The 26,157-nt window shown below is 44.4% G+C and carries 27 protein-coding genes and 4 tRNA genes; 11 read left to right on the plus strand and 20 right to left on the minus strand.

Annotated elements, in window-relative coordinates; translation table 11 throughout:
* Positions 1–101 precede the first annotated feature (101 nt).
* The 6 genes from DK428_RS04270 to DK428_RS04295 form a co-directional block, all read right to left on the minus strand.
* Complete coding sequence (locus tag DK428_RS04270; protein WP_109064964.1) at positions 102–581, minus strand: DMT family transporter; 480 nt, start codon at positions 579–581, stop codon at positions 102–104.
* 202 nt (positions 582–783) lie between these two features.
* A complete protein-coding gene (locus DK428_RS04275) occupies positions 784–1,512 on the minus strand; it encodes a nitroreductase family protein (protein WP_109090107.1) in 729 nt (242 codons plus the stop codon).
* Between the two features lie 65 nt (positions 1,513–1,577).
* Complete coding sequence (locus DK428_RS04280; RefSeq protein ID WP_103005254.1) at positions 1,578–1,805, minus strand: YnbE family lipoprotein; 228 nt, start codon at positions 1,803–1,805, stop codon at positions 1,578–1,580.
* Positions 1,802–4,537: a YdbH family protein gene (locus DK428_RS04285; protein WP_109064963.1), complete on the minus strand. Its 2,736-nt coding sequence runs from the start codon at positions 4,535–4,537 to the stop codon at positions 1,802–1,804. Before DK428_RS04285 ends, DK428_RS04280 begins: the two co-directional genes overlap by 4 nt.
* A gap of 334 nt (positions 4,538–4,871) precedes the next feature.
* On the minus strand, positions 4,872–6,434 hold the full coding sequence (locus DK428_RS04290; protein ID WP_109064962.1) for a diflavin oxidoreductase: 1,563 nt from the start codon (positions 6,432–6,434) through the stop codon (positions 4,872–4,874).
* A gap of 73 nt (positions 6,435–6,507) precedes the next feature.
* Positions 6,508–6,939 carry a PAS domain-containing protein gene (locus tag DK428_RS04295; RefSeq protein WP_109064961.1) on the minus strand — a complete coding sequence of 144 codons (432 nt, stop codon included), beginning with the start codon at positions 6,937–6,939 and terminating at the stop codon, positions 6,508–6,510.
* Positions 6,940–7,225: 286 nt separating this feature from the next.
* Here DK428_RS04295 and DK428_RS04300 point away from each other — a divergent pair, with 286 nt between their 5' ends.
* Positions 7,226–8,242: an MBL fold metallo-hydrolase gene (locus tag DK428_RS04300; RefSeq protein ID WP_239493801.1), complete on the plus strand. Its 1,017-nt coding sequence runs from the start codon at positions 7,226–7,228 to the stop codon at positions 8,240–8,242.
* Positions 8,243–8,274: 32 nt separating this feature from the next.
* Here the strand turns inward: DK428_RS04300 and DK428_RS04305 are convergent, their stop codons facing one another.
* The 5 genes from DK428_RS04305 to DK428_RS04325 form a co-directional block, all read right to left on the minus strand.
* Positions 8,275–8,562 carry a DsrH/TusB family sulfur relay protein gene (locus tag DK428_RS04305; protein ID WP_005704639.1) on the minus strand — a complete coding sequence of 96 codons (288 nt, stop codon included), beginning with the start codon at positions 8,560–8,562 and terminating at the stop codon, positions 8,275–8,277.
* Between the two features lie 2 nt (positions 8,563–8,564).
* Positions 8,565–8,927 (minus strand): sulfurtransferase complex subunit TusC, encoded by a 363-nt coding sequence (gene tusC, locus DK428_RS04310; RefSeq protein WP_109064959.1) that lies wholly within the window; start codon positions 8,925–8,927, stop codon positions 8,565–8,567.
* Positions 8,924–9,301, minus strand: coding sequence for a sulfurtransferase complex subunit TusD (gene tusD, locus DK428_RS04315; protein WP_109064958.1), 378 nt, complete (start codon positions 9,299–9,301; stop codon positions 8,924–8,926). The genes tusC and tusD overlap by 4 nt, the downstream gene beginning before the upstream one ends.
* A 3-nt stretch (positions 9,302–9,304) precedes the next feature.
* Positions 9,305–9,973: a helix-turn-helix transcriptional regulator gene (locus tag DK428_RS04320; protein WP_109064957.1), complete on the minus strand. Its 669-nt coding sequence runs from the start codon at positions 9,971–9,973 to the stop codon at positions 9,305–9,307.
* A gap of 78 nt (positions 9,974–10,051) precedes the next feature.
* Positions 10,052–10,780 (minus strand): FKBP-type peptidyl-prolyl cis-trans isomerase, encoded by a 729-nt coding sequence (locus DK428_RS04325; RefSeq protein ID WP_109064956.1) that lies wholly within the window; start codon positions 10,778–10,780, stop codon positions 10,052–10,054.
* Between the two features lie 88 nt (positions 10,781–10,868).
* Here DK428_RS04325 and DK428_RS04330 point away from each other — a divergent pair, with 88 nt between their 5' ends.
* From DK428_RS04330 to DK428_RS04355, 6 genes are all read left to right on the plus strand, one after another.
* Positions 10,869–11,090, plus strand: a complete 222-nt coding sequence (locus tag DK428_RS04330; protein WP_005702471.1) for a SlyX family protein — start codon at positions 10,869–10,871, stop codon at positions 11,088–11,090.
* A 103-nt stretch (positions 11,091–11,193) separates the two neighbouring features.
* Complete coding sequence (locus tag DK428_RS04335) at positions 11,194–11,397, plus strand: surface lipoprotein assembly modifier (RefSeq protein ID WP_109064955.1); 204 nt, start codon at positions 11,194–11,196, stop codon at positions 11,395–11,397.
* A gap of 182 nt (positions 11,398–11,579) precedes the next feature.
* A complete protein-coding gene (locus DK428_RS04340) occupies positions 11,580–12,875 on the plus strand; it encodes an NAD(P)/FAD-dependent oxidoreductase (protein WP_109064954.1) in 1,296 nt (431 codons plus the stop codon).
* Between the two features lie 123 nt (positions 12,876–12,998).
* On the plus strand, positions 12,999–13,778 hold the full coding sequence (locus DK428_RS04345; RefSeq protein ID WP_109064953.1) for an amino acid ABC transporter substrate-binding protein: 780 nt from the start codon (positions 12,999–13,001) through the stop codon (positions 13,776–13,778).
* Positions 13,762–14,478, plus strand: coding sequence for an amino acid ABC transporter permease (locus DK428_RS04350; protein WP_109064952.1), 717 nt, complete (start codon positions 13,762–13,764; stop codon positions 14,476–14,478). The genes DK428_RS04345 and DK428_RS04350 overlap by 17 nt, the downstream gene beginning before the upstream one ends.
* 12 nt (positions 14,479–14,490) lie before the next feature.
* On the plus strand, positions 14,491–15,258 hold the full coding sequence (locus DK428_RS04355; RefSeq protein WP_109064951.1) for an amino acid ABC transporter ATP-binding protein: 768 nt from the start codon (positions 14,491–14,493) through the stop codon (positions 15,256–15,258).
* Positions 15,259–15,494: 236 nt separating this feature from the next.
* Here DK428_RS04355 and tuf read toward each other — a convergent pair whose 3' ends face one another.
* The 5 genes from tuf to DK428_RS04380 form a co-directional block, all read right to left on the minus strand.
* A complete protein-coding gene (tuf, locus tag DK428_RS04360; protein WP_109092123.1) occupies positions 15,495–16,679 on the minus strand; it encodes an elongation factor Tu in 1,185 nt (394 codons plus the stop codon).
* 94 nt (positions 16,680–16,773) lie between these two features.
* Positions 16,774–16,849 (minus strand) — tRNA-Thr (locus tag DK428_RS04365).
* Positions 16,850–16,852: 3 nt separating this feature from the next.
* A tRNA-Gly gene (locus DK428_RS04370) sits at positions 16,853–16,927 on the minus strand.
* A 39-nt stretch (positions 16,928–16,966) separates the two neighbouring features.
* A tRNA-Tyr gene (locus DK428_RS04375) sits at positions 16,967–17,051 on the minus strand.
* Between the two features lie 29 nt (positions 17,052–17,080).
* Positions 17,081–17,156, minus strand: a tRNA-Thr gene (locus DK428_RS04380).
* 215 nt (positions 17,157–17,371) lie between these two features.
* On the opposite strand from DK428_RS04380, the gene coaA reads away from it, so the two are divergent.
* Positions 17,372–18,325: a type I pantothenate kinase gene (coaA, locus tag DK428_RS04385; RefSeq protein WP_109064859.1), complete on the plus strand. Its 954-nt coding sequence runs from the start codon at positions 17,372–17,374 to the stop codon at positions 18,323–18,325.
* Positions 18,326–18,387: 62 nt separating this feature from the next.
* Here coaA and gyrB read toward each other — a convergent pair whose 3' ends face one another.
* From gyrB to cyaY, 3 genes are all read right to left on the minus strand, one after another.
* Positions 18,388–20,808: a DNA topoisomerase (ATP-hydrolyzing) subunit B gene (gene gyrB, locus DK428_RS04390; protein WP_109092124.1), complete on the minus strand. Its 2,421-nt coding sequence runs from the start codon at positions 20,806–20,808 to the stop codon at positions 18,388–18,390.
* Positions 20,809–20,933: 125 nt separating this feature from the next.
* Positions 20,934–22,826 (minus strand): DNA helicase RecQ, encoded by a 1,893-nt coding sequence (recQ, locus tag DK428_RS04395; RefSeq protein ID WP_109064861.1) that lies wholly within the window; start codon positions 22,824–22,826, stop codon positions 20,934–20,936.
* Entirely contained in the window at positions 22,826–23,134 is a 309-nt protein-coding gene (gene cyaY / locus DK428_RS04400) for an iron donor protein CyaY (RefSeq protein WP_109064862.1), read from the minus strand. The genes recQ and cyaY overlap by 1 nt, the downstream gene beginning before the upstream one ends.
* Positions 23,135–23,256: 122 nt before the next feature.
* Here cyaY and lptM point away from each other — a divergent pair, with 122 nt between their 5' ends.
* Both lptM and lysA read left to right on the plus strand, forming a co-directional pair.
* Positions 23,257–23,376 carry an LPS translocon maturation chaperone LptM gene (lptM, locus tag DK428_RS11785; RefSeq protein ID WP_109064863.1) on the plus strand — a complete coding sequence of 40 codons (120 nt, stop codon included), beginning with the start codon at positions 23,257–23,259 and terminating at the stop codon, positions 23,374–23,376.
* Between the two features lie 17 nt (positions 23,377–23,393).
* The gene (gene lysA, locus DK428_RS04410) at positions 23,394–24,644 is read left to right on the plus strand and encodes a diaminopimelate decarboxylase (RefSeq protein ID WP_109064864.1); all 1,251 of its coding nucleotides are present in this window, start codon (positions 23,394–23,396) and stop codon (positions 24,642–24,644) included.
* Positions 24,645–24,696: 52 nt separating this feature from the next.
* Here lysA and DK428_RS04415 read toward each other — a convergent pair whose 3' ends face one another.
* Entirely contained in the window at positions 24,697–25,299 is a 603-nt protein-coding gene (locus DK428_RS04415) for a YagU family protein (protein ID WP_109064865.1), read from the minus strand.
* A gap of 267 nt (positions 25,300–25,566) precedes the next feature.
* On the opposite strand from DK428_RS04415, the gene DK428_RS04420 reads away from it, so the two are divergent.
* Positions 25,567–26,136 carry a DNA-3-methyladenine glycosylase I gene (locus tag DK428_RS04420; RefSeq protein WP_109064866.1) on the plus strand — a complete coding sequence of 190 codons (570 nt, stop codon included), beginning with the start codon at positions 25,567–25,569 and terminating at the stop codon, positions 26,134–26,136.
* Positions 26,137–26,157: the final 21 nt, after the last annotated feature.

A 26,157-nucleotide genomic window follows, 5' to 3' on the forward strand; every position in this document is an offset into this window, starting at 1 on the left:
GTTTTGCGGAGAACATGCGTTTTCTTCCACAAAGTGCGGTGGAAGTTGAAACTGTTTTTTATCTAAAAACGCGTTCAACCCCACCGCACTTTTAGCGCAGGTTAACTGCCCCGCACTACAATTTGAATAAATTTATCACCAAAGAAATAAAACACCAAACCGAGTGCCACAACAGCCAACCCGATTAATTTGATGCCATTAAGCTCCCGCACAGGCATACCGATTAAACCAAAATGATCGATAGTTGCCGCGCTGAGCAGCTGGCCGATAATGATAAAAAACAACATGGCCGTAATGCCTAATTTCGGCGCAAGTAAAACGGTGGTGAACACGAAACCGGCACCTAATATTCCTCCCAACAATTTCCACCAAGGCTGCTCAGGCAGGGTGCTTAAATTGCCCCACAAATCCGTTTTTATTCCGGCAATAATCAACAGAAGAAGCGTCCCGACAGCAAAGGAAATCAATGCCGCCAAAATCGGTTCACCACTCATGGCTTTAGCCAGTTGGGTATTAATGGCAGACTGAATGGCCAGCGCAATGCCTGCCGTCAGTGCAATAATGATATAAATAAAAAACATAGACACTCCGAATAATGATTTTTCGTATTATAAAAAAGCTATTAATGGTCAGGAGCAAAAGACGTAGAAAGACAATCAAGTGCGGTCACAACATCCAACGGATTTTGAACATTGACTTTGAACGGCCCCATTGGCGCGAATAATCGAACTTGATTCGATTGTAAGTAATGTTCGCCATGTTTTTGGCTCCCGCACATTGAGATTAAATTTGCTTATAAATCTTATCGAACGGCAAACGGGTGCGCTCGTCCCAGATGCCGCGTCCGTCTTTGCGGATGCCACAGGCAACGATCATATTGATTTCTGCGCCCCGTGGCAGTTTCAGGATATTTTTCACCCGTAAACTGTCCAGTCCTTCCATTGGGCAGGTGTCATAACCGTTTTCCGCCATGGCTAACATAAATGTTTGCGCCGCCAAGCCGCAACTTTTATGGCTAACAATGCGCATATCGGCTTCCGATACATCCACTTGCATCGGACGGAAGTAGTGCACAAGCAACGCAATTGTTCTACGAAAGACACCCAACAAACCACAACAACGGGCATAAATAAACGGCATTAACCAACCGTAATAACGCTCTTTGGCTTTTAGCCGGGATGCCTGTTTCTCCGGTGGGCTGGTACGTTTCACATTTTCTTGTTCCATCGCCATCACCTCGGCTGCCCGCTGACGGTATAAATCCTGACGAACAACGAAAACCACCATTTGCTGTGCAGTTGTGGCAGGTTGCTGGTTGAAACAGGCGTGGGCGAGTTGTTGTAATGTAGATTTGTCAGTGATGTGATAGAACTCGTAGAGTTGCATATTGGAACTGCTTGGCGACAAAGCAGCCTGTTGTAAGCAATGACGGACTTTTTCGCTGTCGAGCGGTTTATCGGGATCGTAATAACGCACGGAACGTCGGTATTGTAATAAATCTAAAAGTGACATGATGTCTCCTCTTTTTCCGATTCAAATTCACTGTTACCGACGCCCGCTTCAAACAGGATTCAGTACTATTTCGCCGCTTGTTTCAGCGGTTTTTCCTTGCTATTTTCCCCGGCGGCAGCTTTGGTTTTTTCATCCATTTTTACGCTGATATTATGATCCACCACCACGTTCATATTAATGGTAATGCCTTCTTTTGGGGTGTCCAGTTGAATGGTGGGAGTGCAACCGGCAAGCATGAGGGAAGCGGCGGCCAAACAAAAAAAGTGCGGTGGTTTTTTCAGATGTTTTTTCATTGTTCTAACTGTCGGTAAAGTCGATATTGTAAATTCTGTTCAAATTGAGAGCCGTAGTCAATCATATTCCATAGCTCAAACATATTCTCTTGGTGTGTGTAATTCAAGGTAATCGGATTGTGGGTGCGCTTAGTCGGATTAAAGCCCGCAATCGTCGCTTTTAACGCCATTTTTCCATCCGGCGTCAAATTGACATTCGCGTGGAATTTTTCTAATTCCATTTCTTTCATCAAATCCACCAAAGTGCTTTCGGTCCAACCGCCTTTTTTCAAGCCGTCCACCACACTATCATTAAGTTTAATATTCAATTTGCCGACTTGTTCAAGACGTCCGTTACAAATTAAGCATTCTTTATGCCCTAACCAAAACGGCAATGTCGCGTTGACCCGTCCGTTCAGCACCAGTTGATTATATTGCGCCAACTCCATCACTTGCGCCAAATCGATATTATTAAAGCTCAACTCCGCCATTTTTCGTTGTGGAAAACTCAAACTCGGCACGCTCAGCGAGCCATCAAACACGCCGACTTTCACCTTTTGCAAGGTGAGCGGTTGCTTGGCCGAATTAGGATAAGTGCCGAACATATCAAAAGACGCATCGCTCACGGCAAGTGCCCCCATGCGAATATTTTTCGCCGATACCCGCACCGGTTTGGTTCGCGCAGTTTGTAGCGCAAGATTTTGATAATTCAACGGAAAACGAATATTCAGCGCTTGAATTTCGCCATCGGGGAAAGTGATTTCGGCACCGCGCAAATTAAACTCACCGTTCAATGCCACGCCCTCGCCGTCAATCTCAAAATCACTGGCGCCTTGAATGCTACCATGGCGAATAATCCATTCCCATTGTTGCGGAAATAAGGATTGGAACACTTTGGCGGATTGTTCTTTCCAACTAATTTTGCCCTTTAGCGCTTGATTTTCATAACGGGCGGTCACATCAATCGGGCCGAGCGAACCCGCTTTTAAATCGCCCGCCAAATTGAAATCACCGATGCTTTTGCCATCAATGCCCACACCAAACACCGGGCGTACAAAACGTCCGCCATAATCGAATTCAATCCACTCGGTTTGCGCTTGTAACAGCCCGCGAATATGCTCCGCTTCATAATCCCAACGCAAACGGTCTTTCAACTCCAGCGCCAAAGGCGCCATTTTCACACCGCCAGTATGTACATTACCGGAACGGGCGGAAAGTTGGTTCAGTTCAATATGATCCGCTTCCCAAAAACCGACTCCTGTCATGTTCACCGGTGTATTTAAGGATTTCCACAGCGCATCACCTTCAATCGTCCAATCCCAACGGTTTGCCGCACGCATTTCCGCCGCACGCAGATTTTTTCGTTCATCACGCAAATCAAACACGGTTTTAATTCCGGCAATAAATTCATGCGCTTGCCCGTTGAGTTTTAAATTTAACTTATCAAATTGTGGTGTGAAGCCTTGCAGGGTGGCTTGCAGGCGTCCTTCCAAGCCATAACGTCCAATCTGCACATTATCCAACGGCAGACGCACATGGATTTTGGAAGTGGGCTGCACGTTATCCATTTTAAAAATTGATCCGGTTCGGAAACGCAAAATCGGATCATCAAAGGCACCGCCGATATGATATTCCAAGTTGGTTTGCGCCACAGTGGTGTTATAACGCAAGTCACCACGGGTTTTCAGGTCAAAATACAGTTGTTTTTTGTCATCACCGCCACCAATTTCGCCATTTTTACCTGACACAACAATTTCGCCTTTGCCCAGCTCGCCGAAAGTTTGCACGATAACATCCACATCGGCACCCAACGGTAGCCAACCTTCTTGCGGCTTACGTAACGCCAAACCGAAGAAGCCTTTGATTGGTTGGTAGCCGTCAAAGGTCCAATAAAATGTTCCCCAGTTAATCGCCAAACCGTCCGAGGTGAACGTAAAAGGCACATCCAACAACGGCTTATCACGGCTTAAATCTTGTGCGTTGATTTGCCCTTTCTCACCATTCCAATTGAATTGAAGCGTCCCTTTGCTCACGCTGAAATCAGTATTCTGCCAATCAAAACGCAGTTCGCCTTGATGCGGCAATTGCGGCATCTCATCTTTCAATTGAGTGGAAAAATGCAGGTGATAGGTTTGTCCATCAAGCGGTTGGTAATCCGTCTTCCCCTGCCATCGAAACGTATCGTTTTCTCGGGCAAGAGTGGATTGATGGTGCAAAATTAAGTTATCATCCTCCGCCTTGGCATTGGCCGTCAATTGCAGACGGTTGCCGTCATAATGGGCTGTCGCCGCAACATTGGCATCTAACAGCTGGCGTACGCTGGGCGACACGTTTAATTCCTTGCTGTTCACCAGTTGTAAATGCTGAATACTCACTTCAGAGGATGGGATGGCAGAAAAAAGTGCGGTCAAATTTAGTGATGTTTTTACATCGTCATTGGAAGGCAAGCTATTTAGACATTCATAATCCAAGCTGGCGTTCGCTACCTCTAGCCGACGGGGTTCCCACCAGTTTACGTGGACATCGGCTAACGTAGCGATAGTACATTGAGCAGTCCAAACTTCTAACTCGGGCAGTTGCAGGCCGGTGGTTTGTAAATGCCAGCGCTCGGGCAGTTGCAACGCATAATCAGGCGCTAAAAACCGATTGGCAAGGTTTTCCACCTGTTTAGGCGTGATCCACCATGGCAGCAAGCAAACTATCGCCACCAACAATACAATCAACCCTAATAAGGCGTACAGCCACCGTTTCATATTATTCTACCGTTACGATTAAAGACGGTTTTAAGACCGTCAAAAGGACAAAAAATTTCTTTACGTAGACAACATTGTAGCGAAATAACGACAATTTAAAAATGATATAAAACAGACCGTTTGAATAGGTTCATTCGGTCTTTGTGGAAAAGGGGGGAAACAATTTATCCGCTCATGCAAATAAACTCGAAATTTATTTTGAATAACTCCATGATATTTAGGGGGGATTTTGTAGAAAAACAGGCTAAAAGTGCGGTCAGAAAAAATGATATTTTTTTGGCATATTGCGTAGAACGAAAAGGCATTCGTCGGATAATGCTATCCGACGAAGAGGCTAATAAACATCGCGTTGTAAACGGCCGGCGGCGACCAGTTCGGCGACAATATTGTCGAAGGCATCGACATAAGGGCGATGACCAACGGTGGAGGCAATGTTGATAAGAGCGTCGTCAATGGCTTTGCTCATAGACTTGCTACCACAAATGTAGAAATATGCCCCTTGTTGGATAAGCGACCAAATCAATTCTGCTTGTTCGGCTAAGGCGTCCTGCACGTAGTATTTTTCCGCTTGATCACGGGAAAAAGCGGTGAATAAACCGGTTAAGGTGCCGTTGGCAAGGTAGTTTTCCAGTTCGGTTTGATAAAGGAAATCTTTGGCCCGATAACGCTCGCCGAAGAATAAATAGCTTTCCACCGTCGGTTTTTGGCTTTCCAAATGTTGCAAGAAGCCAATATAAGGCGCAATACCGGTGCCGGAGCCAATCATGACCAATGGCGCGTCAAGGCTTTCCGGCAAATGGAAGGTGGAGTTGGATTTGACGAATACGGCGACTTTTTGTCCCACCTTGAGCTGCGCCAGTTGATTACTGGCAGTGCCTTGATAATGACGCTCTCCGAGACTATAGTAAACGTGGCGAATACATAAATCCGTGTAATCGGGGTGCGTTTTGCCGCAGGAACTGATGGAATAAGCCCGTGCGGTGAGGTTGGCAAGGATCGTCGTTAAATCTGCAAGACTCACTTTTTTCTCAGGGTCAAAATCGCGCAGAACATCAAGCAAATCATGACCGTATAAATAACTTTCCAAGGCTTTTTTATTGGAGATTTTAGTAAGATCTTTTAAGGCCGCGTTGCCGGTAATTTTACTTACGTCACGCAATACGTTTTTACTTAGCAGACGAAGCTCTTTTTTACGCAAAATTTCCACCGCACTTTGATCATCAAACCAGTTTACATAATGCGCCAACACCTCATCCGGCTGTTCAATTTGCACATACAGCAAATCGCCTGCTTGATAAAAAATACCGCTGTCTTTCAGGGATAAGCGCAAGTGATAAACCGCCGGATCCGACTGTGCGAGATGCTGAATATCCAACACCTCGGCGTGATAAACAGTGTTTTCGTTATATACCTGCACCGATAGTTGGTGGCTCAGCGGTTGTTGCGGGAGGTCGTTTAACGCTTGCTGTAAAAGAGGCAACCATTGTTTGAAAATTTCACGGTAATTGAGATCGGCATCCACACGTTCGATCAACGGCTGCGCCTGTTTGCTTTGCAAGGCTTCATCCACCTTTTGGCTAAAGCCGCAAAAATGTTCATACGTCACATCTCCCAAACCAAATACGCAATAACAGCAGGAAAGTGCGGTCAGATTTTCTAACGTTTCTAAGAAATCATCGGCGTTAGCCGGCGGCTCACCGTCACCAAACGAACTGGTGATGACCAATAACAACGTTTGGCTATCCAGCATGGACGGATGGGTTTCATTTAAACTGCTTACCGAAACGGTATAAGCCTGCAAGAACGGCTGATTGGCCAGTTCAGTAGCCAAAGCTTGGGCGTTGCCGGACTCCGAGCCGTACGCGATATGAACGCGTGAAAGAGGATTATTGCTCATAGCATTACCTTTGAAGATGTGAGAAAAGCTGCAGAAAAGAGAAAGCGTGCCGGTGACGACACGCTTGGAGACCTTATTTGTCGTAGTAGTCGTCGAATACTTCTTTGGAAAATTCAACGGCATCGAAGTTTTCCATTAAATCATTAATAACGCGACGTACGCTGATGTAGCCGGTAATTTTTCCTGCGTCATCAAAAATCGGTTGCACCGTGGTATCAACCACATAAATCACCCCGCCTTTACCCACGTTCGGAATAACGCCGGTCCAGATTTTACCTGCTTGGATAGTGTCCCACATGTCTTTGTACACTTCTTTTGGCACAGACGGGTGACGCACCAAATTATGCGGTTTGCCCACCAATTCTTCACGAGAATAGCCGGTTAATTTGCAGAAAAGGTCATTTGCGTAGGTGATCACGCCTTGTAAATCGGTGGTGGAAATCACGAGGGTGTCGTGGACGGCTTTAAGAATTACATCATCGGAAGGAATGATTTGCTCTGTCATGGTTAAGCTCCTAGCTATTAATTAATCTCATATTTTGTAAGGGTTTCTTACATACCTAAACTTTCTTTCCTGAAAGGACGTCTAAAATACAGCACCATTCGACATATGTAAATAATTATCATTTTATATTTAAGCTGATAGGATGTCTTTGTATCCACACATGCCGTTGCCGTCGATTCAACAGCGTGGCAAATTTGACATATAATGTGGTCTTCATCGTAATATCATAAAATTTTAATTCACCATGAGACACAAGAAGAAACTGTTTACTTTGGCAGGTATGGCGATGGTAGGTTATTGGTTGTCCCCCGACCGTTATCCTGTTTATCCGGAAAGCGATCACTATGATCCCAAAACGCAAACTTTTTTTAATGCCGAACCACAACAACCCGTATCCGACATTATACGCGCCATGTGGACGCTGGTATTTGATGAACAATCATTGCACCCGCCCAAACCATTGCCTATGCTAAAACCGGATTGGGCAAAATTTCTTGCCCCGGCGGAAAAAAGTCGTTTTATGTGGTTCGGGCATTCCACGTTGATGATGCGGGTGGGCGCGCAAACCATTATTACCGACCCGCTGTTCGGCAAAAGCGCCTCGCCTGTGCCGTTAATGATGACTCGCTTTCAAGACCCACCGGCCTGGTTGGAAGAGCTACCGCCCATTGATGTGGTGCTGATTTCCCATAATCATTACGATCATTTGGAACAGGCGAGCATTGAGAAACTCGCGAAAACGCAAAGTCATTTTGTGGTGTCGCTTGGCTTGGGTGTAATTTTGCAAAAATGGGGCGTACCGGCAGAACGCATTACCGAGCTGGATTGGTGGCAATCCACTGAACGCCATGGCGTCCGTTACACCGCGTTGCCGGCACGGCACGATTCGGGGCGTAGTTTGTTGGATCATAACAAAAGCCTGTGGTCGGGCTTTGTGATTCAACATCAGGACGAAAGTTTCTATTTTCATGGCGATTCGTCTTACGGCAAACATTTCGATGCCATCGCCGAGCGTTTTAACGGATTTGATATTGCGTTTATCGAGAATGGCCAATATAACGAACGCTGGCCTAATAACCACTTGTTCCCACACCAAACCGCCGAGTTGGCCGCTAAGCTAAAACCAAAACGTTTCATGCCAATTCACTGGGCAGCTTATCCGTTGGCGTTGCACAAATGGAACGAACCGGTATTACAAAGCCTGCCTATTGCCCGCAAGCTGGGCGTTAACCCACTGACGCCGTTAATGGGACAAGTATTTGATGCGGAAACCTTAACTGCAGATTGGTTTGCAGAGGATTAAGAAAGGATTAAAGCACGTGAAGAAAGCGTCGATTACAACGCAATCTGCGGAGAATATTGCTCGCTGATTGCCACAAAATCCGCTAAAGAAATCGACCGCACTTTTGCGTTTTCAGGTAAAAGTGCGGTTAAATTTCTGGCCAAAAGATCATTTTCCAACACAAAACAAGGCGCCTGACAACGCGCCAATACATCCGCCTGTTTTATCGCCAATAACACGCCATCTTGCCATAACACAATAGCATCTGTAGCGTTGGCGTTACGCACATAAATTTCCAGCGTTTGTTGATCGTAATCGGCTTGTGAGAAGGTATAAAGCATAATCAAAAAGTCAGAATTTTTTCACTTTGTTGCAACATCGCCAACAGTTGCGCGCGTGGCAACGGTCGGCAGTCTAATAAGAGATCTTGCGGGGTGAGGCTAAAACGTTGTAATGAATCGGCACACACATAACGCTGCTCGATGTCGTATAAATCTAATAGCTTGAAAGCACTGGCGGTGTCTTTTTGCAGAATTTGCTCAGGCTGTTGTTCATGAAGCAGATTTAACAGGCCGTCATCGAAGAAAAATACGGCGATTTCCTCTTCTTCACAAAATGCCGTGGCCGCCAATAACGCATCCAATCCCTCGCGGGCGGAAGCACTGCCATAAGGCGGATGGCGAAAAATAAATGCCAGTTTACTCATAGGGTAATTACTCGATCGGCACGGAGCAAGGCTTGGCTAAATTCGCCCAAACCGGCCAGCTGAAAAACGTTCGCTAAATTGACCGCACTTTTATCGGCAGCAGAGGCTTCGTCCACCACACCACGTCGTTGCGCGGCAGCAACGCATAAATGCAACGGCACATTGTGTCGGCAGGCAAAATCCTGCCATGCGTTTACCAAATTAAATTCATCGTTGGCAGGATACACCAAAGCGTTGCCGTTACTGATTCCTTCTTGATAAAAAAAGATTTGGCAAATTCGGTGTTTTTGCACCAGTTCTTGCGCCAATTGATACGCCAGAAACGCCCCTTGGCTGCCATACACCGGCTGTTTTACCACCAACACATAATCCATGAGCTACTCGTCTTGATCTTGTTTAATTTGGCGAATGTATAAATACACGGTATGGCGTGAAATATCCAAACGCTCCGCCACCAAATTAATCGCGTCTTTAATGTCAAAAATGCCTTTTTCATATAAAGACATCACGATTTGGCGATTTTTGTTATTGTTCGCCACCATGCGATCAGAGGTGATTTCCTCAATGGTTTTTTCTACCGTTTGCACCACCAGTTCTTCCACCGAACTGGCAAAATTCACCGCAGAGGTTTCGCTATAATCGGTGGCCGGCATAAAATTTTGCAAGAATTGCGATACCGGCACGTCTAAATTAATGTTAATACAAAGCAGGCCGATAATGCGTTGAGTGCTGTTACGAATGGCGATCGTCACCGACTTCATCAAGCCGCTGCTTTTTTTTGCACGGGTAAAATAAGGTTTGCTAACGCTTTCCGATTTCATATTGTGTAATGAACGTAAAGCGAAATCCGTCATAGGCGAGCCCACTTGACGATTGGTATTGTGTCCGTTGGCAATATAAATGGCGGAATGCTCTAAATCTTCAAAGGAATGCAGAACAATCTCGCAATGTTGACCGATAAGCGCACTGACGCCGTCAACCACGGCAATATACGAATTTAAAATCGTGCGATCTTCATCGGTAAAAGGTCGTTTATCCGTTAACATGAAAGAGCGTATTTATTTTTATTCATATAAATGACCGCACTTTTCCACAGAAGTCATAAAGTGCGGTCGTTTTTTCTATTATTTTTTCGCCGGAACCACGTCTAATACTTCAACATCGAAGTACAACGTAGAGTGAGGAGGGATTTTGTCGCCTGCGCCGTCTTCACCGTAAGCTAAATCTGCCGGCAGAACCAATTCAATTTTGCCGCCTTTTTTCACCAATTGCAGACCTTCGGTCCAACCTTTAATCACTTGATTCAATGGGAATTCGGCCGGTGTGCCGCGCTCACGTGAGCTATCAAACACCGTGCCATCCGGCAATTTACCGGTGTAATGCACTTTCACCGTATCGGTAGCTTTAATCGGGTCACCGGAACCAGCTTTCTCAACACGATACAATAAACCTGATGCGGTTTTCTTCACGCCATCTTTTTTAGCGAATTCAGCGGAAAATTTACTGCCTTCTTCTTCCGCTTTTTTCACTGCGGCGGCGGCTCTTTTCTCACTTTCCGCTCTTAATTTATTGTCGATGCCCTGTAGTGCAGCGGCGATTTCCTTATTATCCTCCAATTGCACTTTGCCGTTTAGCACATCGGAAATCCCAGCAATAACTTTGGCATTGTCATAATCAATCACGCCTTTTTGTGCTTTAATTAGGCCTTGTAAATCCGTACCGAATAACACGCCCACCGCGTAAGAAGAATCTTCATTGAATTTTGCATCGGTTTTCTCTTCTGCAAAAACGTTGGTAGAAACAACCGCACTTAACATCAGTGCGACAGTAGAAATTTTCTGAATTTTTAACATTGTGTTCGATCCTTTATAATGAGTAAAACAAGCGTTGGATAGGGTAAAACGGATTCAACAAATTCACAACAATTATTTAGGAATTATTATGTCAATTCAACAAAATTTAGAGCAACGAATTGCCGAATTGGAAATGAAATCCGCCTTTCAGGAAACAGCGATAGAAGAATTAAATCAATCACTTATAGAACAACAATTTTTGATCGATAAAATGCAGGTGCAGCTACGCTATTTGGTCAACAAGCTCAAAGATATGCAACCTTCCAACATCGCCAGCCAAGCCGAAGAAACCCCACCACCGCATTACTAATCAAAAAGTGCGGTCAAAATTAGGAATAAAATTAGGCTTTTCCTATGAATGGAGAGAAAAAAATCGGCTTTAGCCTCGATATCCGTTACGGCCCCCGTGTTTTTTGGCGACGAGCATTTTTTTATTCCCGCTCATCCGCAAAGATAAAGAAAAACAAATGACGTTTAAACTTTGGTCCCCCATGCTCCAATGGCAAGGCATTATGCCGAAATTAAGTTATCAACGACTTAACATCGACAGTAATATTCCGGCGTTTTATCAACGTAAAAATAACCAAGTTTCCTTGGAAATCGAAAAACGATTTTAAAAATAGACCGCACTTTTTTAATCAATCCTCTTAACATAAAGCAAAGTGCGATCATTTTTGATGACATTTTTCTACGTTTAAGCCACGGAAAATTCACCGTTCTCTTTTGTCATTCGTTCAAATATTGACTTCTCCCCCTTGCGTAGTAATATGCACCCACTTTTCATTACAGGCGTTTATTTATGCTAGCGTTTTCACATCAAGAACATATTGAATCCTATTATTCCGTCACCCGTAACCAACATTTTGAGTTACCGCCCTTAAATCAAAAAGAATCTGCTGACGTGTGCGTTGTCGGTGCAGGCTTTTTCGGTTTGTCCACGGCATTAGAACTTGCCGAACAGGGCAAAAACGTGATCGTACTGGAAGGCGCACGGGTAGGCTTTGGCGCATCAGGGCGTAGTGGCGGTCAAGCCATTAACGGTTTTGAAGACGGCATCGATGAATATATCGAACAAGTAGGCTTGGAAACTGCCCGTAAGTTATGGCAAATGTCCTTAGAAGCCATTGATATTATTGATGAACGCATTGCGAAATACGATATTCAGTGCGATTGGAAGAAAGGCTATGCCACGTTGGCGCTCAACGAGCGTCGCATGGAAGATTTAATCGCGGTTGAAAAAGCCAGCCACGAGATTTTTGGCTATCAAAATATGCAGCTTTGGGACAAAGCCAAACTGGAACAACATCTCGGCAGTAAAATTTATTGTGGTGCGTTGTATGACAGCAATTCTGGTCATTTGCATCCGCTTAATTATTGCTTAGGTTTGGCAAAAGCTTGTTTGGATTTGGGCGTGCGTATTTATGAACAATCGCCTGTGGTGGATTTACGTGAAAAAGCAACAGACATTGAAGTCATAACAGATAAAAGCCTCGTTGTCGCCAAAGATGTGGTGTTGGCGACTAACGCCTACATTGATGTGCTACCAAAAAGTATTCACCGTGGCATTGCCCGCAAAATTCTACCGGTAGAAAGTTTTATCATCGCTACCGAACCGCTTGATCAAGCCACGGCTGATTCCGTAATCAATAACGGCATGTCTGTGTGCGACAGCAATTATTTGCTGGATTATTACCGTTTAAGTGCCGATAACCGTTTATTATTCGGGAGTGATTCCAGTTCCGAGAAAAACATGGTTGAGGTCATGCGCCACAATATGTTGCGCGTTTTTCCGCAGTTGGAAAACGTTAAAATTGATTATGGCTGGGGCGGCCCTATCGACATGACCATCAATTCCAATCCACATTTTGGACGCATTTCGCCACATATTTATTTCGCCCATGGCTATTCCGGACACGGCGTGGCGCTCACCGGTTTGGCCGGGCGCATTGTGGCGGAAGCCATTTTGGGCAACGACGAACGCTTGACAATCTTTGGTAAATTAAAAGTGCCTTCGGTGTTTGGCGGTAAATTAGTGAAGAATTTAGCATTAAAAATCGGCGTGAATTATTACCGTTTTTTAGATAAATATCGTTGATCAAGAAATCATCAGGTTTTATTTCTTTTAGTTATAAACTAGAGGAAACAATTATTTTGTTTCCTAAAAATTTACTGCAATAATCCACCGCACTTTTAACCTTGTTAAACAAAAGGAAACTTTATGAAAAAATCTCTTTTGGCGAAAATCGTATTATTATCCGGCTTAGCGTTGGGTATTGCCACCCAAGCCATAGCAGGTGAAATTTCTGACCGCGTAGAAAAAACCAAAACCTTATTAGTGGGGACTGAAGGCACTTATGCACCGTTCACTTTCCATGATGACAGCGGCAAACTAACCGGCTTTGACGTGGAAGTGATCGAAGCGGTGGCACAACGTTTAGGCTTAACAATTCAATTTAACGAAACCCAGTGGGATTCCATGTACGCGGGTTTAAACGCCAAACGTTTCGACTTAATCGCTAACCAAACCAACCCAAGCCCGGAACGTTTGAAAAAATACCTTTATACCGCGCCATATAACTATTCCACTGCCGTTATCGTGACCAAAGAAGGCGACGACAGCATTAAAACCTTTGAAGATTTAAAAGGCAAAAAAGCGGCACAATCCTTAACCAGTAACTACGGCAAAATCGCCAAAGCCAATGGTGCAGAATTAATCGTGGTGGACGGTTTAGCACAAGCCTTAAAATTAATTACGCAAGATCGCGCCGAAACGACAGTAAACGACCAACTTGCGGTGTTAGATTATTTCAAAAAACAACCAAATTCCGGTTTGAAAATTGCCGTAAAACGTGAGGAAAAAGTGCCTTCCGGCTTTGCAGTATTAAAAGGTGAAGAACCTTTGGTAGAAAAAATTAACCAAGCGTTGGAAGAATTAAGAAAAGACGGTACCTTAAAACAAATTTCAATCAAATGGTTTGGCGATGACATTACTCAATAATTTCCTTGCCTCCCTTCCTTTTATGAATGCAGAAAGAGCTGATGAAATCATCAGCTCTTTTTGGCCTATGATGGAAGCCGCAATTGATAAAACTATTCCGCTGGCGGTGATTTCTTTCTTTGCCGGGGTGTTTATCGCGTTAATAGTAGCCTTGATTCGCATTGTGGAAAAGCCAAATATCGGTATTCGCTTATTGCAAATTCTTTGCCGCATTTATGTTTCCACCATTCGTGGCACGCCGATGTTGGTACAGATTTTCATTATTTTCTATGGGTTACCGGAAGTGGGCATTAAACTCGATCCCTTCCCAACGGCGATTATCGCCTTTTCCATTAACATCGGCGCTTATGCTTCGGAAACCATTCGTGCGGCGATTTTATCCATTCCAAAAGGACAGTGGGAAGCCTCCTATTCCATCGGCATGAATTATTATCAAACCTTCACCCGCACCATCATACCACAGGCCTTGCGCGTATCCGTGCCACCGTTGGCAAATACCTTTATCAGCAACGTAAAAGACACCTCTTTGGCGTCGTTGGTATTGGTGACGGAAATGTTTCGCGTAGCGCAAAACATCACAGCGGAAAACTATGAATTTATTATGATTTATAGTGAAGCAGCACTAATTTATTGGTGTATTTGTTTGGTTTTATCCTTCGCCCAAGACCGTTTGGAAAAACGGCTTTCCCGTCACTTATAAACAGGAGGTAGCATGTTAGAAGTGCGTAATCTTCACAAAACCTTCAATGGCAATCCTGTGTTGAAGGGCGTGGATTTCAATATTCAAAAAGGCGAAGTGGTCGCCATTCTCGGTCCCTCCGGCTCGGGCAAAACCACCTTTTTGCGTTGCTTAAACTTATTGGAGCGACCAGAGCTTGGTACGTTACGTTTTTGTGATGGCAGCTTAGCGTTAGATTTTTCTCACAAAATCAGCAAAGCCGACGAATTAGCATTGCGTCGCCGCTCTTCTATGGTGTTCCAGCAATACAATTTGTTCCCCCATCGCACCGCACTTGAAAATGTAATGGAAGGCATGGTTGTAGTGCAAAAGAAAAGCAAGGCGGAGGCGGAACAACGCGCCGTGGCATTACTAACCAAAGTGGGATTGAAAGACAAAATGCACTTGTATCCGTCGCAACTCTCCGGCGGCCAGCAACAACGGGTGGGTATCGCCCGCGCGTTGGCGGTGCAACCGGATATTATTTTGTTAGATGAACCTACTTCGGCATTAGATCCGGAGTTGGTGGGTGAAGTATTGCAAACCTTAAAATTACTGGCACAGGAAGGTTGGACGATGATTATCGTGACCCATGAAATGCAATTCGCCTGCGATGTGGCGGATCGTGTGATTTTGATGGCGGACGGCAACGTGGTCGAACAAAACAGCGCCCGTGAATTTTTTGAAAATCCACAACATGAACGCACTAAACAATTCTTGTTACAGGCTAAAATACCGGTGTGTGTGGAGTATCAGATTTAGTCTATTCACCTCTACAGAAAATGGGGAGAGTCTAACGTTTCGGATGTGGAGCGATGAAAATAAAGGCAACATTACCCTATAAAGTGCGGTCAATTTTTTGGATATTTTTACATAAAAAAACAGTTAAAAATGTTACCGCACTTTGCATAGCCATTCTTTCTTCTGTTATTTCTAAATTCCAACCAAACAAAAAGACGTATCATTCGATACGCCTTTTCAATTGGGTTTCTTATCAATTATTTGATAATTTTAGCTACCACACCGGCGCCTACTGTACGGCCACCTTCACGGATAGCGAAACGTAAACCTTGGTCCATCGCGATTGGGTGGATTAAGGATACGGTCATTTTGATGTTATCGCCAGGCATAACCATTTCCACACCTTCCGGTAACTCGATAGTACCGGTTACGTCAGTTGTACGGAAATAGAATTGTGGACGGTAACCTTTGAAGAATGGAGTATGACGACCACCTTCTTCTTTGGATAATACGTACACTTCAGATTCGAAATCAGTGTGTGGAGTAATTGAACCCGGTTTAGCCAATACTTGACCACGTTCGATTTCTTCACGTTTGGTACCACGCAATAATGCACCGATGTTTTCACCTGCACGACCTTCGTCAAGTAATTTACGGAACATTTCAACACCGGTTACGGTAGTTTTCGCAGTTGGTTTGATACCTACGATTTCAACTTCATCACCAGTACGGATGATACCACGCTCTACACGACCGGTTACTACTGTACCACGACCGGAAATAGAGAACACGTCTTCAATTGGAAGAAGGAACGGTTGGTCGATTGCACGCTCAGGTTCAGGAATGTAAGTATCTAATGCTTGAGCTAATTCAAGGATTTTTTCTTCCCATTCTGCTACGCCGTTTAACGCTTGTAATGCAGAACCACGAATGATTGGTGTATCGTCACCCGGGAAGTCATATTGAGAAAGAAGTTCACGAACTTCCATTTCAACTAATTCTAATAACTCTTCGTCATCTACCATGTCGCATTTGTTTAAGAATACGATGATGTAAGGTACACCTACTTGGCGACCTAATAAGATGTGCTCACGAGTTTGTGGCATAGGACCATCAGTTGCTGCTACAACTAAGATAGCACCATCCATTTGTGCCGCACCGGTAATCATGTTTTTAACATAGTCGGCGTGTCCCGGACAGTCAACGTGTGCGTAGTGACGTGTTGGCGTGTCATATTCAACGTGGGAAGTATTGATGGTGATACCACGCGCTTTTTCTTCCGGCGCATTATCGATTTGGTCGAATGCACGAGCCGCACCACCGTAATGTTTTGCTAATACGGTTGTGATAGCTGCTGTTAAAGTGGTTTTACCATGGTCAACGTGGCCGATTGTACCCACGTTAACGTGCGGTTTTGTACGTTCAAATTTTTCTTTAGACATTGAGAGTCCCTCTAAACAAACACGGTTATCGATGGTTCAACTTACCAGATTAACCAAAGTATTAAAATTTGTAATGGAGAGATTGATTAAGAAGTGGTGCTGATAGGCAGATTCGAACTGCCGACCTCACCCTTACCAAGGGTGCGCTCTACCAACTGAGCTATATCAGCGCTTGGAGCGGGCAGCGGGAATCGAACCCGCGTCATTAGCTTGGAAGGCTAAGGTAATAGCCATTATACGATGCCCGCCGTTCTTAATTCATCTGTCCCATCGGTCGCTCTTAGAAATGGTGGAGGGAGAAGGATTCGAACCTTCGAAGGCTGAGCCGGCAGATTTACAGTCTGCTCCCTTTGGCCGCTCGGGAATCCCTCCACTCTAAGTTTGAACTTGTACACGAGAAATGGTGCCGACTATCGGAATCGAACTGATGACCTACTGATTACAAGTCAGTTGCTCTACCTACTGAGCTAAGTCGGCGTCGTAAACAAGTGACGCGTATTATAGGGATTTTTTTATGCCTGACAAGTTTTTTTTTAGTAAAAAAACTTTTTTTCCACTATTCGTTTAATTATCAAGCAAAAATAAAACTAATTCGTTTAATTTATACGCTTATTTAAAATTTTTACTGCTCAATCGCCTATTTATAAGGTATATTTCGCAACTAATTTTAGTCAAATAAGTGTAATTTAATCGTGGAATTTCCTATTTCTGATGCAATTTCAGCCCAACTAACGCCATTTTTGTCTTTTAAACGGCAACATTGGGCGGAATTACGTAAATCCGTGCCGTTAAAATTAACCGAACAAGATCTCAAACCATTATTAGGATTTAATGAGGAATTGTCGCTTGATGAAGTGCGCACGATTTATCTGCCGCTCACCCGTTTAATTAACTACTATATAGATGAAAACATTCGTCGGCAGGATGTACTCCACCGTTTCCTTGGTGGCGAAAGCCCTAAAGTGCCATATATTATTAGCATCGCGGGCAGTGTCGCAGTGGGTAAAAGCACCTCAGCGCGTATTTTGCAATCACTGCTTAGCCATTGGCCGATCGAGCGAAAAGTGGATTTAATTACCACTGATGGTTTTTTACATCCGCTCTCTTATTTACAAAAGCATCAGTTATTACAAAAGAAAGGTTTCCCGATTTCCTATGATACGCCAAAATTAATTCGTTTTTTGGCCGATATAAAATCCGGTAAACATCATGTAAAAGCGCCGATTTATTCTCATTTGACTTACGACATTATTCCCGATCAATTTAATGTTATTGATCAGCCGGATATTTTGATATTAGAAGGGCTCAATGTCCTCCAACCGAATGACAATCACGCCAACCAAATTTTCGTGTCGGATTTTGTGGATTTTTCCATTTATGTGGATGCAGATGAAGCTTTACTGAAAGAATGGTATATCCGTCGGTTTTTGAAATTCCGCCAAAGTGCGTTTTCTAACCCGAATTCCTATTTTAAACATTATGCAAATCTTTCCGAACAAGAAGCGATTGCTACCGCTAGCCAGATTTGGGATGAAATTAATGGACGAAATTTAAAGGAAAATATTTTGCCGACCCGTGAACGCGCCAATTTGATCCTAAAGAAAGGCGCTAATCATGAAGTTGAATTAGTGAAACTGAGAAAATAAATAAAAAAAAGACCGCACTTTAAATAGAGAAACCAAAGTGCGGTCGTTTTTTATGATGAATTTTAAATATCCAAATTCGCTCTTAATGCGTTGCTTTCGATGAAGTCACGACGTGGCTCAACTTCATCACCCATCAGAGTGGTAAACAATTGATCGGCTGCCACGGCATCTTTAATCGAGACTTTCAACATACGGCGGGAATTCGGATCCATAGTGGTTTCCCAAAGTTGTTCCGGATTCATTTCACCCAACCCTTTATAACGTTGAATCATCAAGCCGCGACGAGATTCTTTCATCCACCAGTCAATAGCCTGCTCAAATGAGGTGACCGCTTGTTTGCGCTCACCGCGCATAACATAAGCATTGGTTTCCAATAAACCGACTAATTTCTCACCCAGGGCGGTTAAGCGTGCGTACTCGTTGCCGGTAATGAATGAGAAGTTTAAGAAATAATCGGTATCAACGCCGTGCGTTCTTACTGTCAACACCACTTCGTGAATATGGCGCTCTCCATTAAACTGCAGACGATAGCTATAATGTTTGCCGTCGATTTCTTTGGCAGTTAAAGAGGCAACTAAAGAATCGGCCCAAGAATTGACCGCACTTTCATCTTGCATGAATTGCACGTCTAATGCCGGTTGATAAATTAATTCCTTCAACAGGCTTTCCGGGTAATAACGGCTAAGGCGGGCAATTAATTTTTGAATGCCAAGATACTCGGAGGCCAGATTTTCTAATGGTAAACCCTGCATTGCCGGCGCGTGCTCACTGACGTATAACGCGGCATTTTCTAAGGCGATTGCCAATTCAAATTCCGCCATCGCTTCATCGTCTTTAATATATTGTTCTTGTTTGCCTTTTTTCACTTTATACAACGGCGGTTGGGCAATATACACATAGCCGCGTTCAATCAGTTCCGGCATTTGACGATAGAAGAAAGTCAACAATAAAGTACGAATGTGCGAGCCGTCCACGTCCGCATCGGTCATGATAATAATGCTGTGATAACGCAATTTATCCGGGTTATATTCGTCACGACCGATACCGCAACCTAGCGCAGTAATCAATGTGCCGACTTCCGCGGAAGACAACATTTTGTCAAAACGGGCTTTTTCTACATTCAGAATTTTCCCTTTTAACGGCAAAATCGCTTGGTTTTTACGATTACGCCCTTGTTTTGCCGAACCGCCCGCAGAGTCACCCTCCACGATATAAAGTTCGGATAACGCCGGGTCTCGCTCCTGACAATCCGCCAATTTACCCGGCAAGCCGCCCAAGTCTAATGCGCCTTTACGACGAGTCATTTCACGGGCTTTGCGTGCCGCTTCACGGGCGCGCGCCGCGTCAATAATTTTGCTCACGATGATTTTTACATCGTTTGGATTTTCCAATAAATAGGTTTGCAAATACTCGTTCATCAAAGATTCCACCGCACTTTTCACTTCGGAGGAAACCAGCTTGTCTTTAGTTTGAGAAGAGAATTTCGGATCCGGTACTTTCACGGAAATCACGGCGACTAAGCCTTCACGGGCATCATCACCGGAGGTCACCACTTTAGATTTTTTGGTGTAACCTTCATTTTCCATATAGTTGTTTAGTGTACGGGTCATCGCACCACGGAACCCCGCCAAGTGGGTACCACCATCCCGTTGCGGAATATTGTTGGTAAAACAGTAAATGTTTTCTGCGTAACCGTCGTTCCATTGCAACGCAATTTCCATACCAATGCCGTCTTTTTCGGCAGAAAAATAGAATGGTTTCGGATGAATCGGGGTTTTGCCACGGTTAATATATTCAACGAATGCCTGAATACCGCCTTCGTAATGGAAGTGATCTTCTTTGCCATTACGTTCATCCACTAAACGAATGGATACGCCAGAATTTAAGAAAGATAATTCTCTTAAACGTTTAGCTAAAATATCGTATTCAAATTCAATGTTCGTAAAAATTGTCGGGCTTGGCCAAAAGCGCACCGTAGTACCGGTTTGTGAAGTTTCTCCGATAACGGCTAAAGGCGCTTTAGGGTCACCAAGGCTATAAAATTGCTCATGCACTTTGCCCTGGCGGCGAATAGTGAGTTGTAATTTATCGGACAACGCATTTACCACGGACACACCCACGCCATGCAAACCGCCGGACACTTTATAGGAATTGTCGTCAAATTTACCGCCGGCATGCAAGACGGTCATGATCACTTCGGCGGCGGAAACGCCTTCTTCCGGGTGAATATCTACCGGAATACCACGCCCGTCATCTTGCACAGAAACGGAATTGTCGGAGTGAATAGTCACCACGATGTCATCACAATACCCGGCCAAGGCTTCATCAATGGCGTTATCCACGACCTCGAAAACCATATGGTGTAAACCGGTTCCATCGTCTGTATCACCGATATACATACCGGGACGTTTACGCACCGCATCAAGACCTTTAAGTACTTTAATACTGTTCGCACCATAATTTTCAGGGGTATTTGTTGACATAATCTTTCTCTGTTTTATTCATAAAAAATTGGGCGGGATTATAGCAAAATTTTGCGTCATTAGCTAAAAATAAGTGAGATAACGCGCATAAAAAGGGGCAAAATCAATCACAACAACGTGTTTTATCATTCTGCTTTACGGGCATTTTTGTGTTCACGAATTAATGCCATAAAGGGTTGACCAAAACGTTCCAGTTTAATGCTTCCCACACCGTTAATTTGCAACATTTCAATGTTACTGACGGGTTGATACTGCGCCATTTCCTGCAAGGTCGCATCGTTAAATACGATATACGGTGGAATGTTTTCTTTATCGGCAATTTGTTTGCGTAAAAAACGCAGACGGGCAAACAGATCTTTGTCGTAAAAACTGACCGCACTTTTCTGTGTCATTGCTGTGGTGACTATGGAAGACAAGCGTGGTGTTGCCAATTCCAACGGGGTTTCGCCACGCAAAATCGGCTTGGCATTTTCCGTCAGCTGTAAAGTGTTGCCATATTCACCGATAATTTGGCGTACCAAGCCTAAATGAATTAACTGGCGTAATACTGACTGCCAATATTCCGTGCTGTGTTCTTTGCCGATACCGTACACGCTAAGCTGATCGTGCTGCTGATCGCGAATCTTCTGGTTATTCATGCCGCGCAATACAGCAATGACATAATGGGCGCCATAACATTGGCCGGTGCGATAAATCGCCGACATGATTTTTTGTGCGTCCAGTAAACCGTCATATTTTTTCGGTGGATCGAGACAAATATCGCAATTTTGGCAGGGTATTTGACGATGTTCGCCGAAATAATTCAATAAGACCAAACGGCGACAGGTTTGACTCTCGGCAAATTCGCCAATGGCTTGCAATTTATGCTGTTCGATTTGGCGTTGTGGAGTTTCCGGCTTTTCCATAAGCATTTTGTTCAACCACACATAATCCGCCGGATCGTAAAACAACACCGCCTCAGCCGGCAAATCGTCACGCCCTGCACGGCCGGTTTCTTGATAGTAGGATTCAATGCTACGCGGCAAATCAAAATGCGCAACAAAGCGCACGTTGGATTTATTAATCCCCATGCCGAAGGCAATAGTCGCCACCACCACTTGAATGTTATCCCGCTGAAAATCCCGTTGTACCTTTTCCCGCAAGGTATTTTCCATGCCCGCATGATATGCCGCCGCCCGCACACCTTTGTTACACAGCGTTTCCGCAATGCGTTCCACCTTATTGCGGCTGTTGCAATAAACAATACCGCTTTTGCCTTTTTGGGCGAGTACGAAACGACAAAGCTGTTCCATCGGCTTAAATTTTTCCACTAAGGTGTAGCGAATGTTCGGGCGATCAAAACTGCCCACGTGAAAGTGCGGTCGATTTAGCCGGAGATTTTGCAGAATATCTTGTTGCGTCGTCTGATCTGCCGTGGCGGTAAGCGCCATAATTGGCACCTTCGGGAAACAACCTTTTAGCCCGCCCAGTTGGGTATATTCGGGACGAAAATCATGGCCCCATTGGGAAATGCAATGTGCCTCGTCGATAGCAATAAAGCTGACGTTGCAATGAGAAATAAATTGGAAAAAGCTGTTCGTCATGACTTTTTCCGGAGACAAATACAATAATTTTAGTTGCCCGCAAATCGCCCTATTTTGCACCTGTTGCTGTTCTTCAAAAGTTTGTGTGGAATTAAGATAATCCGCTTCAATGCCGTTGGTGCGAAGCTGATCCACCTGGTCTTTCATTAAAGAAATCAATGGCGAAACCACTAACGTCATGCCCTCAAAACACAACGCAGGGATTTGATAACACAGCGATTTGCCCGTGCCGGTGGCCATAATCACCAGACAATCCTGTCCGCTTAGGGCTGCATGAATAATCTCTTGTTGACCTTTGCGGAAAGATTGATAACCGAAAACGGAATGTAAAACATCCAATGCGGCGGAAGAAAGTGCGGTGAGATTTTCCGGCGATTTATCGGAAAAATCCACCGCACTTTGTTGAAGGGATGAAGATGGGGCTGAAACGGACATTAAGCGAAATGTACTTGTTCACCATGTCTGGCACAGGCTTCGGTTAAAGCTTGCCAGAAATCCAAGCCCTCATGATTCACCCAACGCCCATCTTTGTAAGCAAAATGGAAACCGCCATTCTGGCTTGCCAACCACAATTCCAATAACGGCTCCTGTTTATTAATTACCACCTGGCTGCGATTTTCAAAGGTAATGGTGAACACGGAACCTTGGCGATCACAATCCACATCACAATCTTGCGCTTCTAATTGTTCCTCGATTTGATTCCAAATTTGTTCAATATTTTGATGAAATTCCACAACATTCATAAAACCACTCCTCGTAAATCCTGTTAGAATGGCGATTATAAAGATTTTCTGTGCTTTGTGATAGCGAAAAGCCGGATTTAATGGTAAAAAGAGCAGTCGAATTTGAGCACAAGGAGCAACCAATGAAAAAACTTATTTCCTTATTTTTACTCGTTACATTGTGTGCGCTAAGTAGTGGCTGTGGCGTAAAAGGCCCATTGTATTTTCCTGAACAAGACACCGCTCAGCAAGCAACTAAATAATTTTTGTAGGCGACCTTATGGATTTTTTCCAATATCAACACCATCAACTTATGGCGGAAAATCTGCCGGTGAAACAACTTGCCGAACAATTCGGCACACCTTTATACATTTATTCCAAAGCAACACTTGAACGCCACTGGCATGCCTTTGATAAAGCCTTTGGTGAGCATCCTCACCTGGTTTGCTACGCCGTGAAATCTAACCCGAATATTGCTATTTTGAACGTGATGGCAAAGCTCGGTTCGGGATTTGATATTGTGTCGCAAGGGGAGTTGGAACGCGTATTGGCCGCCGGCGGCGATCCGGCGAAAGTGGTCTTTTCCGGTGTGGCGAAATCCGAGCCGGAAATCACCCGTGCGCTAGAGGTTGGTATTCGGTGTTTCAACGTGGAATCGGAGGCGGAGCTACTCCGCATTAACGAAGTCGCCGGTCGATTAGGCAAAACCGCACCGATTTCGCTACGCGTTAACCCCGACGTTGACGCCCACACCCACCCTTATATCTCCACCGGTTTGAAAGAAAATAAATTCGGCGTGAGCGTAGAACAGGCGCGGGAAGTCTATAAATTAGACGCCATCTTACCGAATATTGAAATCGTCGGTATGGATTGCCACATCGGCTCTCAACTCACGGAATTACAACCGTTTTTAGATGCGGTAGATCGGTTAATTGTGCTCATGGAACAATTAAAACAAGACGGCATTGCTTTAAAACATTTAGATTTAGGCGGAGGCTTGGGCGTGACTTACACCGATGAAACGCCGCCACACCCAACGGAATATGCCAAAGCGCTGTGGGAAAAATTAAATGCTTTTAGCGAGTTGGAAATCATCGTCGAACCGGGGCGTGCTATTACCGCCAATGCAGGGATTTTAGTTACCAAAGTGGAATACTTAAAATCCAACGAAAGCCGCAATTTTGCCATTGTAGATGCCGGTATGAACGACATGATTCGCCCGGCGCTGTATCAGGCTTACATGAATATTTTGGAAATCGACCGCACTTTAGCGCGCGAAGAAAAAATGTACGATGTGGTCGGCCCCATTTGCGAAACCTCCGACTTCCTCGGCAAACAACGTAAACTGGCTATTGCACAAGGCGATTACCTGGCACAACGCTCTGCCGGAGCTTATGGCGCAAGCATGTCCTCCAACTACAATTCCCGCCCGAGAACAGCCGAAGTCATGGTGGACGGCGATAAGGCATATCTGATTCGCCGCCGAGAAGCCTTAAATGAATTATGGCAACTGGAAAGTTTGTTGCCATGATGAAACGTTAAATATAAAAAATCCCGCAAGTCGATTTGCGGGATTTTTTTGATTAACGATACTGACCTAACGGCACTTCAGGGTCCGGCTCGTGCGTAATACGGTTACGTAAATCACGACGAATAAGCTCAATGGTCCAGAACCAGAAAATGTGGCCGACTAATTCGGAAATATGTTCATACCAAGGCCACTCAGCAACCGGCGGAGTTAAACCGAGTAATGGGAAAGTAATGTAATGCACGCCGATATTACAAATAATACCGAATAGCACACCTTGCCATAATTTAATTTTCGGGAAACGTTCTGCCACAACACAGTAGAACACGGCGAACACAATGGAGAAGGTAATATGGGTAACACCAATCCAGTTGAACCCATGATCGGCAAACGTAAACACTGCTTCAGTCGGGTCAATACCGATATAATCACGTAGAAAAACGTGTGGCGGATTTAAAAACGCACGGGAACACACCTCAAGAGCTTGGCTTGGATCTTTACAGGCTGCAGTGAATAAATCTAATGGGCTACGCGGTGGGAAAGGATGCTCAGCTCCCCATTTCACAAAAGCGGAAATAAGACCTGCGATAATACTAACGAAGGCCGCGACACCACAACGACGACGGGATGGATCAGTTAGTTCAAATAATCCTGACATAATACGCTCTCCAATTTAAAATAAATGAATAAAGTGCGGTCACAAAAAATAACGTTTTTGACTTTATCAACAACGCTATAAAGGTGAATAAATCGCCTTTTGTGAGCTGTGAACAATCTTTCAGCATTTTTTTATGTCAGTCAAGTTCCATTACTCCCAAAGAGGTATTACCATTTATTTTCATTAAGTTAGCCACATTTTGTGACAAATAGGCAATTATTCTGTCAAAAAATATTACCCAATAAAATGAAGCGAAAAGGAATAACAATGACAAGGCGCTGTGCGTGGGCGGAAAGCTCACAATTGTATCGGGATTATCATGATAACGAATGGGGTAAGCCACAATTCGATAGTCATAAATTATTTGAAAAACTCTGTTTGGAAGGACAACAGGCCGGGTTGTCGTGGATTACCGTATTACAAAAACGGGAAAATTATCGGCAGGCGTTTTGCCATTTTGATCCGCAAAAAATCGCGCAAATGACCGATGAGGACATTGACCAATGTATGCAAAATCCGGGGCTGATTCGCCATCGGGCAAAATTGGAAGCGATTGTAAAAAATGCCAAAGCATATTTAGCCATGGAAAAGTGCGGTGAAAATTTCAGTCGTTTTATTTGGTCATTTGTAAATCACCAACCACAGGTCAATGATGTGTCCGACTTAACTATGGTTCCGGCACAAACGGCAGTTTCCACGGCACTATCAAAGGCGTTAAAAAAGCGCGGTTTTGTGTTCGTCGGCCCAACCACCTGTTACGCCTTTATGCAATCCATGGGGTTGGTCAACGATCACTGGAATCAATGCCACAGTAAAACAGCAAATAACGCCGATTAACTCATGCGATTTAGCACGTTT

Origin of the sequence: Aggregatibacter kilianii, from assembly GCF_003130255.1 — a bacterium.
GTDB lineage: Bacteria > Pseudomonadota > Gammaproteobacteria > Enterobacterales > Pasteurellaceae > Aggregatibacter > Aggregatibacter kilianii.